We start from the raw sequence: 15048 nt of genomic DNA on the forward strand, positions 1-15048 counted from the left end.
GCCAGCAAGCCCGACAAGAGGACGACCGTGCGCGTCCTGATGCGAGGGAACCAAGCGCCGTGAATTGGGTCCCCTGACTCGGCCTTCTCGCCGTTCAGAGGACGTGCTCGCGCCAATTCCGGCCGGGTTCACCGAAGAGGAAGCCATTCTCGTCGAGCGCGTTGTAGATCGTCAGGTGTCCTGCTAGGAAATCGAAACCGAGGGCAACGCTGCCGTCGGCCATGGTACCGCCGGCCCATTCGAGAAGACTGGCGTGGCGCAGCTCTTGTCCACGGAGTTCTTCGAGCTGCGCGATCGGTTCCGGCCGCCAGGCAAGTTGGAAGCCGTCAGAGGTAGGCCAGGTGAGGGGCTGATGCGGGTCGATGCTGTTGAAGGTGATTGACAGATCGTCGGTCCTCGTGTGGTTAATCTCGACCTGCTCGTCTCCGAAGTCAAGCAGGACAGGGCAGTCGGCGAACCATTCGTCGGCCCCGAGATCCCAGACCAGCCAGACATGGCGCAAGGTTCGGCCGACAAGCCCTGCGAGGCGAGGATCGTGGGGCCTGGCGACTGCTTCGATCCCCCGGAGCCAGCGCGGCCGATAGCCCACGATGCCAAAGTCGAACACCTCGTCATTCTGCCGTCCGCTGCCGCCACTATTCACCGTCATCACCGGGGTTGGAGGCGACCCACTGAGCCTTTCCGCGTAACGTGATCGTTACATTGGGTGATCAGGTGGCTTGTTGGTGGTCGGTGTGGAGGATGACCAGGGCTGCCGCGACGACGTCGCCGACTTTCCAGGGACAGAGGCTGATGTTGCGGACCCGGGGCGCCCCCAGAATGGTGGCCGACGATACCCCGAAGGTTGGCGCGTCGGCGGGCACGGATTGACGGCGACGCGGATGACGAGGGGCACACCGAAGCAGCATCGATGGACGCTCATAGGTGCTATCAGCCGGAATAGCCCGAGGTATCGATCGAGGCGGGTGCGCCGCCACGAGTCGACCAACATGGACGCACCGGCTCCGCCGACGCAAACACTGTCGGCGCGGCCCTTCGGGGGTGACCAGAGGCGGCCGGCGCAGCCCTTCGGCGGCAGGCCAGGCACCGGCGGGCTGTTGGCCGGGCGGGCCCAGGTATTCCTGCGCCCCATCCATGAGGGCAGCTCGACAGCGGGCGGCACAACACCGCCTGGTCATGGCAGGACGACGCCCGGTCGTCCGCCCGGATGCCCGCCCCCGCCCGGATGCCTCGGCGTGCCCGTTCACGGCTGAGCAGGTCGGCCAGGCACCGCACGGTCTCCTCGCGTACCGAAGGCACCGCGGTGTTCGTGGAACTCATGGTGACGCAGGACCTCAATGAAATTGATCTCTGGTAGGACCACCCTCAGATCAAGGTCCTGCAACACGTCGCTGCAGCGACGTCCTGGCCGCGAAGCTTCAGGAGCAGCATGCAACGCCAGTGAGGTGAGAACTCGGGACATCGCCCGGCGACATGAACCAGCACCGGGTACAGCTAGTGAATCGCCGCCAGTGCCGCATTCGATGCCTGTCGACGACGCGCTGAGACTGACCCTCTAGCGGCGGATTGGGACTGACCCCTCCGAGGCTGGAGGGGTGATCGCATTGGAAGACTGGGCTGAGGTCCGTCGGTTGCATCGGGCTGAGGGTGTTCCGATCAAGGAGATTGCGCGTCGGTTGGGTTTGGCGCGTAACACGGTCCGTTCGGCGCTTCGGGCCGAGGCGCCGCCGTCGCGTGAGCGCGGCCCTCGCGGTTCGTGTGTGGATGGGGTCGAGCCGCAGGTCCGGGCGTTGCTCGCGGAGTTCCCGCGGATGCCGGCGACGGTGATCGCTGAGCGGATCGGGTGGACGAAGTCGCTGACGATCCTCAAGGACCGGGTTCGGGAGCTGCGTCCGTTGTTCGTTCCGCCGGACCCGACCGACCGAGTGGAGTACGACCCGGGTGAGGTCGCCCAGTGTGATCTGTGGTTCCCACCTCAGCCGATCCCGGTTGGTGGCGGGGCTGAGCGGATCCTGCCGGTGCTCGCGATGACCTGCGGGTACTCGCGGGTCACGGACGCGGTCATGATTCCCAGTCGCAAGGCCGGAGACATCCTGGCGGGGATGTGGGAGATCGTGGCCGGGTGGGGTGCCTGTCCACGGACCTTGGTCTGGGATCGGGAGGCCGCGATCGGTGGCACCGGGAAGCTCACGACGGAGGCGGCGGCGTTCGCCGGGACGATCGGGGTGCGTATTCGCCTGGCCCCGCCCAGGGATCCGGAGTTCAAGGGGTTGGTCGAGCGGCGCAACGGGTTCTTCGAGACCTCGTTCCTGCCTGGGCGTGTGTTCACCTCGCCGTTCGACTTCAACGTCCAGATCAGCGACTGGCTCGTGCAACGCGCGAACACGCGCGTCCTGCGCGCGATCGGCTTGACGACGCCCACGGCTAGGTGGGCGGCGGACCGGGCCGCGATGGTGGCTCTGCCGCCGGTGGCGCCGGCGATCGGGCTCACGCATCGGGTGCGGCTGGGGCGGGACTACTACGTGCGTATCGACGGCAACGACTACTCCGTGGACCCTCGGTGCATCGGCAGGTTCATCGACGTGCTCGCCACCCCCGCCCGGATGGTCGCCTCGTGCGCCGGGCAGGTCGTGGCTGATCACGACCGTGACTGGGGCCATGCCCGCACGATCACCGATCCCGAACATCAGGCCACCGCCCGGCTGCTGCGCCAGGACTTGGCTGCCCGCCGGCGGCAGGCCTCGACTCGTTCGCACGCTGATGGACACGTCGTGGCGATCCGTGCCCTGCCGGACTACGACGCCCTGTTCGGCGTGGACTTCGACCCCCGCCCCGACGTCGAGGCGGTCCAGAAAAGCGCAGCTGAGGGGAAGTAGATGACCACGATAACGAAGACCAGACCGGCGCCGGACGGGCTGGGATCCAAGCTCGCCTACCTCACCAGAGTCCTCAAGACGCCCACGATCGGGCGGACCTGGGAGACCTTGGCCGACCAGGCCAGACAGGCGAACTGGTCGCACGAGGAGTACCTCGCCGCCGTGTTGGAACGGCAAGTCGCCGACCGCGAGTCCGCCGGCACGACGATGCGGATCCGCACCGCGCACTTCCCGGCGATCAAGACCCTGGAAGACTTCAACCTCGACCACCTGCCGAGCCTCCGCAAGGACGTGCTCGCGCACCTGGCCACGGCGACGTTCATCCCGAAGGCGGAGAACGTGATCCTGCTCGGCCCGCCCGGCCTGGGCAAGACCCACCTGGCCATCGGGCTCGGGATCAAGGCCACCCAGTCCGGCTACTCGGTCCTGTTCGACACCGCGACGAACTGGATCGACCGCCTCGCCCGCGCCCACCACCGCGGCGCCCTGGAAGCCGAGCTGAAGAAGATCCGCCGCTACAAGCTCATCATCGTCGACGAAGTCGGCTACATCCCCTTCGACACCGACGCAGCGAACCTGTTCTTCCAACTCGTCGCATCTCGCTACGAGGCCGGCTCCATCCTCGTCACCTCGAACCTGCCGTTCGGGCGGTGGGGCGAGGTCTTCGGCGACGAAGTCGTCGCCGCCGCGATGATCGACCGCCTCGTGCACCACGCCGAGGTCCTCACCCTCGCAGGCGAGTCCTACCGCACCAGAGCCCGCCGAGAACTCCTCGCGAAGGACCGCAACAAGTAGCACGAAACGACCTCCGGGGGGTCAATCCCAAAACGTCGATAGGGGGTCAGTTCCAATCCGCCGTTGACAATGCCAACCATCCGGGTCCGTGATGACGGTTGAATCCGGGTGCCCGAGCTTCGTCATCCAGGCGCAGTACCTCGGTGGTCTCGACTGCCTTGACGGTGCGGGGAACGGTTGAGAACGTCCAACGAGTCTTCCATGAACCGCTCAACAATTGATCGGGTTGTCGGCGGCGTTCGGGATGGGTCACTCAGTCCCAGCAACGATCACGCCCGGCTGGCTCTGAAGGGGCGGGCTGCAGGTGGCCTGTGCTACCGGATCGTCGGCAGTATCGAGGCAGGTGGACCCCTCGAAGCCGCCTGCGATCGGCCGCGCCGGCTGACCAGAGCAACGCGAGGACGCAACAGACCGTATGTCCGGTCCAACTCAAGACTGCGGACCACAGGGGCGCTGAGCAGCAGCACGCAACTTGTGTCTGGACATGCCCGGCGCCTTCTGTCCAGACATAAGTTGCGGATTTCGGCAAGGAGGCGCTTGATCGGCTGCTCTATTGAAGTCGGTGCCGGACGGTCTGCCGGTAATCCGGCTGCGCTTGAGGGGGCTGGAAGGCAGCCTGATGGGATGTCGGATCTTGTGTGGGACAAGGTCAAGAACTTCTTCGATCCCCATCTGATGGGTGCGCTGCCGGACCTGTCCGTGCCGGGCGCCTCCGTGGCGGACTGGCAGATCTTGTTCGACCTGGTCCGGTCGAACGGATGGCGATGGGAGTACTTGGAAGGCGGCGTTCCGGGGCCGCTGCCGTCAGCGGCCGAGGTGCTGTCACGGCCGGCTGACGCGGAGACCGTTGATCTCCGTGTCTGGCCCATCCCTTCCGTTCTGGTGATCTTCCGGCCAATGTCCTCCGAGGAGATCGACTTCGATGTTGACCTCCGCGAGCTTCAAGGCCAGCAGGGCGTGGACGTGCTGTGCGAGGTCATGTGCGCCATCGGTCGTGCGCTTGGCAAGGCGGTATTCCTGGACGCTGAGGGTGACCGAAACCATCCGGTGCTCGGCTTCAAACCGGATCTCGACCGGGTGGTTCTGCTAGCGGACCCCAAGCGGATCTGACGGAGGCGGGTGGGAGGCGACCCACTGCGCCTGGGTTGGCAGGTTTCCCTCCAGCAGCCGGTGCGAGATAGCCGACTTCGCTTCTGCGTCCAGGGTTTCCGGCAACTGCTCGAACGACGGTGGCCAGACATCCAGCAGGGAGAAGACTTCTTGATCACCATGAAGTTTCAGGAGCAGGGCGCAACGCCAGTGAGGCGTGAACTCAGGCCGCCGTCCGGCCTTGTGAACGACCACCGGGTGCAGATAGTGGATCGCTGACGGTGCCGCGTTCGTGGCCAACCATCCGGCTTCGTGGTGACGGTTGAAACCGCGTGCCCGCGCCTCGTCGTCCAGGCGTAGTAGCTCGGTGGTTTCGATCGCCTTGACGGTGCGCGGAACGGTTGAAGACATCCGACGAGTCTTCCATGGTCCAGCAAAAGCTGATCAAGCTGTCCGGCGGAGCTCGTGACCGGTCCAGGCGTCGTGATCGCGTGCTTGGATGATCAGGTGAATGAGTGGCATGGATCTGTGCCGGCCTGGCGAGCAGGCGTGGATCTCGATGGAGTTCAGTTGGCGCTGGAGGAGCTGGACTCGTTGCTGAGCGCAGTGGCGGCGATCGGCGCGTCGATGCTGATCAAGGTTGACGGAGAGCGGACCGACGGCGTCAACCCGAAGATATTCACTGTGGTGATCTCGGGCGTTGGTGACGAGGCCGGACCGATTCGGCTCGATGGTGCTGACCTTGGTCGAGCTGTTCAGCGGGCGGTTGAGGCGTTCGATACCCGTCAGTGAGGGCGATGCCAGGGCAGCCCGTAATGGGCGACGCCTGAGCGGGCTGCGCCTTGGATGCCGAAACGACCCCCGCAACCTGTCTCTGGACACCGCAACGACCTCCGCAAAGTAGGTCTGGACTCCGCAACGTTTGCTTGGACCGGACACCGTATGTCCGGTCCGCTCGAAGTTGGCCACTGCCTATGAGGCTGATCTGGGGCGGGACAAGTCTGTCCGGAGGGCCTCGGAGACGACCGTCCGGACGAACCTGGCCAATTCCTTTCTCCGAGTCGGCGGATCTTGGATTGGCCGCTGAGGACGGCGTTCTATCGAAGGACGAGAAGGTCGAGTGCGTCGATGACTGGGCCGGATTCGGTTTGAGCGGCGAGGTGGAGTCGAGCCAGACCGGCGGCGTACTCATCGTCGGTGATCAGTTGTAGGGGCGTGTGTGCTTCCCGGCGTATGGTGGCCGCGACGTCGCGAAGCGACGGTGCGGTGGTCTGCGGGACCTGTTCGAGTGAGGTCGTGGTGAAGCCGGCGGTGGCGAAGGCGGCTTCGACGTCGTGCACGCTGGGGTAGGTGTTCAACACGCGGACGGCCTCGGGGAAGAATCGGAACAGCGTGATTGCGTGGTGGCGGCCACCGAATGCGGAACGGATCAGCACCGGGCCGCCGGGACGCAAAACGCGGCGCAGCTCACGTGCGGCAGCGGTCAGGTCTGGCACGTGGTGGATGACGGTGGACAGCCAGGCCGCGTCGACGCTGCTGGCGGCCAACGGGACGTTGGCAGCGTCTCCGGCCAGCACCTGAGGGTGCAGGCAGCGGGCTCGCATGGCCTCGGCCGGTTCGACGGCGATGACGTCGATGTCGTCGTACCAGTCGGTGAAGGTCTGCGCCCACGCGCCGGTGCCCGCGCCGAGGTCGAGCAGGCGGGTGCCGGGCTGAGGGTTGAGGTGGCGGGTCACCGCTTCACGCCAGCCGGCGAGCGCCTGGTCGGACAGGTGGCGGGTGGCCTCGAACGCTGCCGCGTCGTGGCTGTTGTAGGCGATGCGAGCCATGTCACTGACCCAACCGCTTCCGTGCCGGCTGCGGCAAGGATGGATGCTGTGATTCACATACGGCAGTTCACCTGGGCGGATTACGACGGCGTCACCGAGGTATGGAAATCGGCGGGCCGTGACGTGCTGCCTGGTTCCCCGGTTCCGGGAAGTGCCGCTGCCGCTTACGCGACGAGAAGACCCGCACCGGCTTACCCAGCTCGAACCGCACCTCAGCCGAGTTGATCAAGGTGGCACGAGGCTCGGCTCCGTCGGCGCCCACGTAGCCGATCTCGAACTCAGCCGTCAGCGGACCACCAGAGCCAGGCACCGCGCGAAGCATCCCGGCACCGTACCGCTGGCCACCTTCAGCCGGACGTGGCCACGCCGTTGGCCAACTCCCCGTGGACTGGCCATCTTCGGCTGGACCGGACACCATACATGGGTGATTTGTCCTAGTCAACATCGGCTCAGTCGATTAGAATGTATGTACTAATCTTGCTGTTGAGCTGGGAGGATGCCCGTGACTGCGCCCACCCCCGTCACTCCCCTCGCCCCCTATACCACGCTCCTTGGCTTCACCCGTTACGTCGACCGCACCGGCCCGACCAAGGCCACCTTCGTCGGCGGCCTGCGCCGGCAGCGGGCCAGCCGCTCCGGCTTCAACCCACATGGCCAGTTCGTCAAGGCCCTCAAGGCCGACATCGCCTTCCACACCAGCGGCACCCACCTCGATCGGGTGGTCGCCGCCGTCAAGCCCCGGTGGCGTCCGCTCTACCAGGCGCTGGTGCCGGGGGCGATGGCCTGGCTGCTGTCCCTCGGCGCCCCCCGGTCGGTCGACCTGGCCCAGACCCGCGACGCACTCGCCCTGCTGGGCGACCTACCTGTGAAAATCAACCCACACTTCGGAATCCGATACGCCGACGGGCGGGCCGAGGCCGTCCGCCTGCACTTCGACGAAGCTCCGCCGACCGACGAGGCAGCACTGGCCATGCTGCACCTGATGGGCCGGCAGATGGCGGCGATCCTGCCGCACGCCGAACCCGTCCTGGTCGATGTCCGACGCGGCCGGACGCACCGCACGCCAGCGACCGCGAAACCCGCGGAGATCGAGCGCTGGCTGACCGGCGAGGCCGTCGCCTTCCAAGCACTGTGGAGCACCGCGGCCTGACCGCACGGGGTGGGTGGAGGGTCAGTAGCCTGTCGTGTCGTCGATGCTGGATTGCGCGGTCGGCACCAGGAAGCTCCGCTCGAAGGTGAGGACCACCTCGCCGGTGGATTTGCGGCCGATGGTGCGGCAGCTCACGATGCCCTCTCCCGGCCGGCTGGCGGAGAGCCGTTTCGCGGTCACCTCGCTCTCGGCATACAGCGTGTCGCCCACGAAGACCGGCTGGGGAAGGTGGATCCGTTCCCAGCCAAGGTTCGCGATGGCCCGGCCACTGGTGCTGCGGGCAGTCATCCCGCCGACGATGCTCAGGGTCACCAGACTGGAGACGAGGGGCTGGCCCCACCGGCCCGCCTCGGCGTACGCGCCGTCGATGTGCAGCGGTGACGCGTTCATGCTCAACATGCTCATCAGTACGTTGTCCATCTCGGTCACGGTGCGGCCGGGCCGATGCTCGATCACCGTGCCAACGACAATCTCGTCGTAGTAGAAGCCGACCTGTTCGCGGTACCGGTTCTCGCCTACCATCCGGAAGCCGACCGGACCGGATCCGGTCGGCTTGTCAGCCTGCTCAGGCCGCATCAGTGAGCTCCCGTACGTGGTCGGCGAAGGTGGCCAGGACCGACTGGTCAATGTCGGCGCGGATCATGATCCGCAGCCCGGCCTGGCCCTGCGGCACGATGGGAAAGAACACCGCCGAGCTGTAGAAGCCCCGCCGGTACAACTCCGCGGAGAGTCGGACCGCCCGGTCGGTGTCGCCCACGGTGATTCGACGTACCGGCAGTCCGTTGCCCGCAAAAGAGGTGGGTAGCAGCTCGTCGAAGTACGCCACGTTCTCGTCCAGTCGGCGCTGCAACTGGCCCAGTTCGGGTGAACGGTGGATGGCGGCGCTCGCCAATGAGGCCCCGACCAGCGGCAGGGCCATGTTCTGCGACCATCCCACCGGCCCGGCGTGCCGGGCCAGGAAGCGGGACATCGCCGGGTCGCCGAGCATGGCCACACCACCGCCGGTACCGAAGCCCTTGCCCAGGCTGGTGACGATGACGGTGAGCGGGTTCATGGCCAGGCGGGATCGTACGAAGCCCTCACCCCGCTCGCCGACCAGCGACAACGAGTGTGAGTCGTCGATGAAGAGGAACAGACCGTACCGGTCCTGGAGTTCCAACAGACCGTCAAGGGCAGCGGCGCCGCCCATCGAGTACGCGCCGTCGGCGACGTAGGCCACGCTGGGGTACCGCCGGCAGATGTCCTCCAGGTAGTTCAGGTCGTTGTGGTCGCAGGTGAGGACCAGACTCTCTTCTGCGCAGATGGGCTTCACGTACGACATGCAGAAGTGGCAGTGCCGGTCGAAGACCATCACTCTGGGGCCGCCCGGAGCAAGGTGCCCGGAGGCCACCAGGGGCAAGATGCCGGCGGTAAGCGCGCTACAAGTGGTGCCGGGGAGGATCTGGGCGCCGAACAGTTCTCCCAGTTCCTCCTCCAACCGGGCCAGCAGCTGGTGCCGGATGCGGGTGGTGGAGGTGACCAGCCAGGTGGTGCCGGCCTCGCGTAACGCCGACACCGCCCCCTCAATCACTGCCGGATGGTGGTTGAGGCCGAGGTAGGCGCAGGAGCACATGTTGACGAACTCATGGCCGGTCGCCCGGTCAACGAGCCGGTTGTTCGAATCGCCCGAGGGCGTGTCGACACTGATCCCGGTCAGGCCATGATCGGCTGCTGCCTGCCAGACCGGGTCGGCGGTCCGGATCATCTTCTCCGAAGCTCGGATCGGTGAGCCGGTCTGGGGTGAGGATGTCCGAGCCAAGACTGCCCGGCGGAGGGATCACAGTGGTCAGTGACGAGGCACGGGTACCGGTCAGGTGAGTGATGTAGCTCAGGTAGTCCGCTGGCGGAGCGAACGGCAACACCAGTACGTCGCCGTCCCGGGCGAACCAGAGCAGGCGCTGCGCGGCACAGCCACCACCGCGCAGTTGGTCGGAGGTCAGTGCCGTCAGATCGCCGACCATCTCCCAGGTTCGGCTGTTGCCGATAATCAACGTTGTCATGACCGCCCCATCACCTCGGCGGGATTCTCGGACACGGTGCCGCTCAGCCGGATCAACCGACTGTTGAGCTGCGACAGGAGGCAGACCGGGGCACCGTTACGCACCATGCGTCAACACATGACAAGATCTCCGATTTGCTGATCGACACGCTATCAATTGGCACCACCGATAGCAAGGAGTGATCTTGCTAGTACCCAGTGTCAGCAATAACCGGCCCCGGAGCTCACGCCACGAGAGATCATCAGCGACGCCACCGCCACCTACGTCCGGTCGGGCCATTCGTCCATATGAGATCGGAGCAGCATATTGACGATGCGATCGCGGCTGGTCACAGCCGACCCGTCCGGCCAGCCGGCCCGTCACCATCGCGTCGCCTACCAAGATCATCATTGCTGAAAGTATCGGTCACTGGTTGTATGAGTGACGGACGTAGATCCAAGGTGCCACTGCAGGTAACAGCAACATCATGCTCCTCGCGATTGCGGGTGAGCCACCGCACGTACGTCTCCTGGGGGCCACATGAAGCTGCACAGTTTCGATGAATGGTCGCCGTTGCGCGAAATCGTCGTGGGTTCAGCCTCGGGCTACCGACAACAGGCCCGCGACCTCTCCTTCGACCTCTTTTTCTACGACAACCTCATCCACGACAACCCAAAAACTCACCCCATCTACTATCCACGGTTCATGACGCACGGCCAGCCGACGCCGGGATCATTGACCTCGAAAACCCTGGATATCAAGCAGCGCTATGTCGACGAGCTACACGAAGACGTGGAAGGGATAGCTGCAACGCTCGAATCTCTAGGCGTACGCGTTCACCGACCGATGAACCTCCACGAGGGCGCGGCTCACTTCGCCACACCCGCGTGGTCCGCCACCGCGCTGCCGCCCCTGAACGTCCGGGACAACACGTTGATCCTGGGCGACGAGATCATCGAAACGCCACCAATGATGCGCTCGCGCTACTTCGAGACACAGTTCCTGAAGCCCGTTTTCATGGAGTACTTCACGCACGGCGCCCGGTGGACGGTCATGCCCCGGCCATGGATGACCGACCGCTCCTTCGACCTCGCCCAGGCCGAACAAATCGTCACGATGGAGACGGTGCCCACCATCAACGACTCCCCCTATGACGTGGGCATCGAGATGCTCTTCGACGCCGCACAGTGCCTACGATTCGGTCGAGATATCCTGGTCAACATCGCGACGGCGAATCATCTCCTCGCGTGCGAGTGGTTGGAGCGCCACCTGGAGGGCCGCTACATCATCCACCGGATCGACCGGCTGGCCGACAGTCATATCGACAGCATGGTACTCCCCCTGCGACCGGGCACGTTGTTAATCCGCTCCCGACGGTTCCTCGATTACCTACCCAAAGCCCTCCAGAAGTGGGATGTCATCGAGGCGCCGGAGCCGAAAACACAGAATTTCCCTCAGTACGACGACGATGACGTCATCCTCACCAGCCCGTTCATCGACCTGAACGTGTTGTCGATTGACGAGCGCACCATCATGGTCAACGACTCCTGCCCGGAGCTGAGCCGCGCCCTGGAACAGCACGGCTTCGATGTCGTGCCGGTACGTCATCGCCATCGGCGACTGTTCGGCGGCGGCCTCCACTGCTTCACCCTGGACACCGTTCGCGACGGCAAACTCGAGAACTACTTCTCCTGAGGGAGATTGTCGCACCAACCGGCCAGCAGGAGGTTTGATCTTCTCAAGAAGAGAGTACGTCGCTCTGGCCTGACGGCCAGCCTGACGCTGGCGATCGGCGTGGCATCGCCGACGCGAGCAGCCGAACCCTCCGCCTGTGCCGCAGGCTATCGAGGAGGAGCGAAATCTGACGACCATCACCTACTCCTTGTGGAAATAGAAGGTCCGCGAAGTACTGTTACTCCTTATCGACCAAATCCGCCGCTACTGCCAGATTAGAGTGATCGCAGTGGCCACGGTCAGCCTCAACTAGCGATTGAGTCAGAAGCAAGGTGGGGCACCACATGGGGGTACCGCACCTTGCTTTCTGGAATCAGGCCGTATTGGACCGCCGATCCTGTTCCAGGTAGAGCACGTAGGCGAAGACCGCCGGCACCTGCACCGGCAGTTTCTCGGGTTGTCTCAGCAATACGGATTCATAGGCTAGGAGCCCACCAGTTCGCTGATCGAAGACCAGTAGGTCACGGGTGCCGTCCCTGTTCGAGTCCACACTCACGGCGAGGCCATGGCGACCGAGTCGGTCGGTGACCTCACCGCGAAGAAGCACTCCGTCTGATTGGGCAAGGAACCTCAACGCCGCAATCCGTACATCCCGGTCGACCGCCGCCGTGCGGTAGAGATCCGCGATCGCTCGCACCGCTGACTCAGCACCGTTTTCCCGCGGTTGATGGGCATACAGCGCCCTGGAGAGAGCATCGACATCGTGTGGAATCGGATCAGGAACAACCGCCGCTAGTTGCCCAGCATCGTAGGTACGGACCTGGGTGTCACCCCGCGCTGCCGCCGCCACCAGTCCCGGTGCATCCGGCTCCGCTCCGACATCGGAGCTGCGCAGGGTGGTGGTAGCCACCTTGCCGGAACCGTCCATAGCACGCCAGGTCGAGATCACCTGCGGCGCCACCGCCACCGTGGTGCCCTCCTCGGCCGAGGACGACAGGTCCAGCGACCACTGCCCGACGCGCACGAAGCTGAACCGCCCGCTTCGCAGCTCATCACCGGCCGCCTCCGCCTCCACGACGGAAGCCAGCTTCAACAGGGCCTCGCGGGCCCCCGGCGCGTCCTTGTCATACTGCAGGTGAAGCGGTGGGGGAGTCGCGGCGAACACCGGTTGGTCCGGGCCAGCGACTTGCACGACCATGGCTCCGGCAACCACTGCGGCCCCCGCGGTCACCGCACCCAACACCGCCCGACGCGTCCACCGCGGCCGAACGGAAGCCGGCGACGAGCCACCCACCACAGTTGACCAGGTGACAGGTGCTGCTGCTGGCCAGTCATCGACTTCCCGCGCCGGATCAAGCTGCTTAAGCACACCCCTATTGATCTTCATCACACGCCTTCCCGCACTGTTGCCGAAACCCTTTGCGCCGGCACCGCCGGCGGGTTGTCCAATAGCCGAGCCAGCCGCCGCCGAGCCCGGAACACCCGAACCGCCACCGCGGTTCTACTGCACCCCAAGACCTGAGCTGCCGCCGAGAGATCAAGTTCCTCCCACGTCACCAGACGCAGCACCTCACGGTCGGACTCCGACAGCCCGGCGAACGCTCGCCGCAAGTCCTGTGCCAAGGTGACAGCCGCAAAACCCCCGTCGTCCACCACATCGACGCTCTCGGCCATCGGTACGGTGACCGGCCGAACCCGCCGCGCACGCCAATGATCAGCCAAGACTCGACGGGCGATCCCGTACAGCCAGGGCAGCACCGACTCCGGTGCGTCCCGATGCCGACGCCATGCCACGAAAAATGTCTCCTGCGCCAACTCCCGCGCGGACTCCATGTCACCGATGCGCCGATAGCAGTAGCGCAGCACCAAGGGATAGTTCGCCGAGTACACCCGCGCGAAAGCGGCGTGCTCGTCCTGATCAACGTCCACCCAACCGACCTCCTCAGTCTCACTAACTACTCGTGGCATGAGACGCGCAAGGATTACAGGTAAGGCACTGACCGTTTGGTTTGGTCACCACTAGTAGTGCTTTGTTAGGTTTGGTGGCGTGACCAGGGTGACGTGGCGGTGCCAGCCGGTGAAGAAGCGGCCTTCAAGTGGTCCAGGCCGAGGCCGGTCTTCAGTTCGCGGTAGTCGTGTTCGATCCGCCAGCGGATCTCGCCCTAGCGGACCAGGTCGGTACGGCTGTTCATGGCGGGCAGGCTGGACGGCCGGTACTTGACCGGTTCGGCTTGATCGTCGGCCATTGGGTGATCAGCCACCGCTCGGGCAGGAGGCCGTCGTTGTCCCGGGCGACGGGGCCAACGGGGTGCGCCTAACCAGTGGTGCTACTGACGTGACCGACCTGCTCGGCCGGGTGCAACAAACCGGGGACGAGCGCGCCCACGGCACGCCCCAGCAGACGCTGACCGTCCGGGGCCGTCTCCAGGCCGGAGACCAGGGCCACGCAGATCTCGGCTGCCGCGTCCGCGTCCGCCGCGCCCGCCTCGGTGAAGAGACCCGCCAACAGCTTCCGCAGCTCCGCGGTGAACTCGGTGCAGATCTCACCGAACAGCCGGGCCTTGCTGTCCATGAGTTCAGCGGTGTGCGGCGAGTCCCCGATCAGGTGCAGGGACAGGTCAAGCTTGGCGGCCAGGACGCCCCGAATGCGCTGGGCATAGGGGGCGTCCTGGCCGGCGGCCTGCCGGGCACTGGCCAACGCCTGGGTGTGCAGGCGCCCGGCGAGCTGCCGGAACGCGTCGTCCTTGCCCCGAACGTACTGGTAGACGGCGGACCGGGAGACGCCCATCGCGGCGGCGATGTCATCCATCGTCGTCCGCCGTACGCCATATCTGGTCAGGCAGATGTAGGTGGCGTCGAGGACGTCGGAGAGCCGGCCACTGTCCATGTCAGCTCAGTTTAGCCAGCAGCTCCGTGGCGACCTGCTCGGAGGAGGCCGGGTTCTGCCCGGTGATCAGGTTGCCGTCGAGGACCACGTTCGGCGCCCACGCCTCGCCTTCCTGGACCTGCACGCCGATCTCGGTCAGTCGGTCCTGGAGCAGCCACTTGGCCTTGTCGGCCAAGCCGGCCTGGGCCTCCTCCACGTTGGTGAAGGCCGCCACCCGACGTCCGGCGAAGGCGTTGCCGCCATCGGCGGTCTCCGCGGCGAGCAGCGCCGCCGGACCGTGGCAGACGATGCCGAGCGGCTTCTGCGCCTGCAGGGCGGCCACCAGCAGCCGACCAGAGTCCTGGTCGACAGCCAGGTCCTCCATCGGCCCGTGACCACCCGGGTAGAAGACAGCCTGGTAGTCGTCGAGGTTGACCTCCGCCAGGCGGATCGGCTTGCGCAGGCCCGCAAGGCCCTCCACGGCCTCGGTCATCCGGACCGCCCCCGCCGGACCACCGGTGAACTCCGGCAGCAGGCTGCTCCGGTCCACCCGCGGCACCACCCCACCCGGGGTGGCGACCACGACCTCGTGGCCGGCGCTGGTCAACATCTCGTGCGGAACCACGATCTCCTCGGCCCAGACACCGGTGGGATGCCGGGTGCCGTCAGCGAGCTCCCAGTGGTCGGCGCCGGTCACCACAAACAGGATCTTTGCCATTGATCGAGCCCTCCGTAGCCGGGCGGGCCCCAG

General features: G+C 65.6%; 17 protein-coding genes and 2 pseudogenes. 6 read left to right on the forward strand and 13 right to left on the reverse strand.

Translation table 11 applies throughout. The annotated features are described in order from the left end of the window. Positions 1-94 precede the first annotated feature (94 nt). Both SALPAC6_RS0109930 and SALPAC6_RS25690 read right to left on the reverse strand, forming a co-directional pair. Positions 95-649, reverse strand: coding sequence for a hypothetical protein (locus tag SALPAC6_RS0109930; protein WP_018253267.1), 555 nt, complete (start codon positions 647-649; stop codon positions 95-97). 61 nt (positions 650-710) lie between these two features. Continuing rightward, entirely contained in the window at positions 711-863 is a 153-nt protein-coding gene (locus SALPAC6_RS25690) for a hypothetical protein (protein WP_018253268.1), read from the reverse strand. 732 nt (positions 864-1595) lie between these two features. Here SALPAC6_RS25690 and istA point away from each other — a divergent pair. The 3 genes from istA (at position 1596) to SALPAC6_RS0109950 (ending at position 4781) form a co-directional block, all read left to right on the forward strand. Continuing rightward, positions 1596-2876: an IS21 family transposase gene (gene istA, locus SALPAC6_RS0109940; protein ID WP_018252762.1), complete on the forward strand. Its 1281-nt coding sequence runs from the start codon at positions 1596-1598 to the stop codon at positions 2874-2876. After that, the gene (istB, locus tag SALPAC6_RS0109945; RefSeq protein ID WP_018252763.1) at positions 2877-3671 is read left to right on the forward strand and encodes an IS21-like element helper ATPase IstB; all 795 of its coding nucleotides are present in this window, start codon (positions 2877-2879) and stop codon (positions 3669-3671) included. A gap of 624 nt (positions 3672-4295) precedes the next feature. After that, positions 4296-4781, forward strand: coding sequence for a hypothetical protein (locus SALPAC6_RS0109950; RefSeq protein ID WP_018253269.1), 486 nt, complete (start codon positions 4296-4298; stop codon positions 4779-4781). Here SALPAC6_RS0109950 and SALPAC6_RS0109955 read toward each other — a convergent pair. Further along, complete coding sequence (locus tag SALPAC6_RS0109955) at positions 4758-5171, reverse strand: hypothetical protein (protein WP_018253270.1); 414 nt, start codon at positions 5169-5171, stop codon at positions 4758-4760. The genes SALPAC6_RS0109950 and SALPAC6_RS0109955 overlap by 24 nt on opposite strands. Positions 5172-5267: 96 nt before the next feature. Between SALPAC6_RS0109955 and SALPAC6_RS0109960 the strand changes: the two genes are divergently transcribed. Beyond that, positions 5268-5552, forward strand: a complete 285-nt coding sequence (locus SALPAC6_RS0109960; RefSeq protein WP_223874257.1) for a hypothetical protein — start codon at positions 5268-5270, stop codon at positions 5550-5552. 305 nt (positions 5553-5857) lie between these two features. Here the strand turns inward: SALPAC6_RS0109960 and SALPAC6_RS0109965 are convergent, their stop codons facing one another. Continuing rightward, entirely contained in the window at positions 5858-6589 is a 732-nt protein-coding gene (locus SALPAC6_RS0109965) for a class I SAM-dependent methyltransferase (protein ID WP_018253272.1), read from the reverse strand. Positions 6590-6680: 91 nt separating this feature from the next. Continuing rightward, positions 6681-6911 carry a hypothetical protein gene (locus SALPAC6_RS25695; RefSeq protein WP_018253273.1) on the reverse strand — a complete coding sequence of 77 codons (231 nt, stop codon included), beginning with the start codon at positions 6909-6911 and terminating at the stop codon, positions 6681-6683. Between the two features lie 180 nt (positions 6912-7091). Here SALPAC6_RS25695 and SALPAC6_RS0109975 point away from each other — a divergent pair, with 180 nt between their 5' ends. Continuing rightward, complete coding sequence (locus SALPAC6_RS0109975; protein ID WP_018253274.1) at positions 7092-7739, forward strand: hypothetical protein; 648 nt, start codon at positions 7092-7094, stop codon at positions 7737-7739. 21 nt (positions 7740-7760) lie between these two features. On the opposite strand, the gene SALPAC6_RS0109980 is transcribed toward SALPAC6_RS0109975, so the two are convergent. The 3 genes and pseudogenes from SALPAC6_RS0109980 to SALPAC6_RS27540 form a co-directional block, all read right to left on the reverse strand. Beyond that, positions 7761-8315 carry a MaoC family dehydratase gene (locus tag SALPAC6_RS0109980; protein ID WP_018253275.1) on the reverse strand — a complete coding sequence of 185 codons (555 nt, stop codon included), beginning with the start codon at positions 8313-8315 and terminating at the stop codon, positions 7761-7763. Next, positions 8305-9537 carry an 8-amino-7-oxononanoate synthase family protein gene (locus SALPAC6_RS0109985; protein WP_033666480.1) on the reverse strand — a complete coding sequence of 411 codons (1233 nt, stop codon included), beginning with the start codon at positions 9535-9537 and terminating at the stop codon, positions 8305-8307. The genes SALPAC6_RS0109980 and SALPAC6_RS0109985 overlap by 11 nt, the downstream gene beginning before the upstream one ends. Next, positions 9482-9778 (reverse strand): annotated as a pseudogene (locus SALPAC6_RS27540) (preATP grasp domain-containing protein); the annotation flags it as partial. The gene SALPAC6_RS0109985 and the pseudogene SALPAC6_RS27540, both read right to left, overlap by 56 nt. A 519-nt stretch (positions 9779-10297) precedes the next feature. On the opposite strand from SALPAC6_RS27540, the gene SALPAC6_RS0109995 reads away from it, so the two are divergent. Further along, on the forward strand, positions 10298-11452 hold the full coding sequence (locus SALPAC6_RS0109995) for an inosamine-phosphate amidinotransferase (protein ID WP_018253279.1): 1155 nt from the start codon (positions 10298-10300) through the stop codon (positions 11450-11452). A 352-nt stretch (positions 11453-11804) separates the two neighbouring features. Here SALPAC6_RS0109995 and SALPAC6_RS0110000 read toward each other — a convergent pair whose 3' ends face one another. From SALPAC6_RS0110000 to SALPAC6_RS0110020, 5 genes and pseudogenes are all read right to left on the reverse strand, one after another. Continuing rightward, positions 11805-12818: a CU044_5270 family protein gene (locus tag SALPAC6_RS0110000; RefSeq protein ID WP_223874256.1), complete on the reverse strand. Its 1014-nt coding sequence runs from the start codon at positions 12816-12818 to the stop codon at positions 11805-11807. Continuing rightward, positions 12818-13360 carry an RNA polymerase sigma factor gene (locus tag SALPAC6_RS0110005; protein WP_018253281.1) on the reverse strand — a complete coding sequence of 181 codons (543 nt, stop codon included), beginning with the start codon at positions 13358-13360 and terminating at the stop codon, positions 12818-12820. Before SALPAC6_RS0110005 ends, SALPAC6_RS0110000 begins: the two co-directional genes overlap by 1 nt. A 90-nt stretch (positions 13361-13450) precedes the next feature. Beyond that, positions 13451-13712: pseudogene (locus tag SALPAC6_RS30070) on the reverse strand (IS701 family transposase); the annotation flags it as partial. 33 nt (positions 13713-13745) lie between these two features. Beyond that, a complete protein-coding gene (locus tag SALPAC6_RS0110015) occupies positions 13746-14318 on the reverse strand; it encodes a TetR/AcrR family transcriptional regulator (RefSeq protein ID WP_018253282.1) in 573 nt (190 codons plus the stop codon). A 1-nt stretch (position 14319) separates the two neighbouring features. Further along, positions 14320-15015 (reverse strand): type 1 glutamine amidotransferase domain-containing protein, encoded by a 696-nt coding sequence (locus SALPAC6_RS0110020; RefSeq protein ID WP_018253283.1) that lies wholly within the window; start codon positions 15013-15015, stop codon positions 14320-14322. Between the last annotated feature and the right edge of the window lie 33 nt (positions 15016-15048).

Source organism: Salinispora mooreana (assembly GCF_000379065.1).
GTDB lineage: Bacteria > Actinomycetota > Actinomycetes > Mycobacteriales > Micromonosporaceae > Micromonospora > Micromonospora mooreana.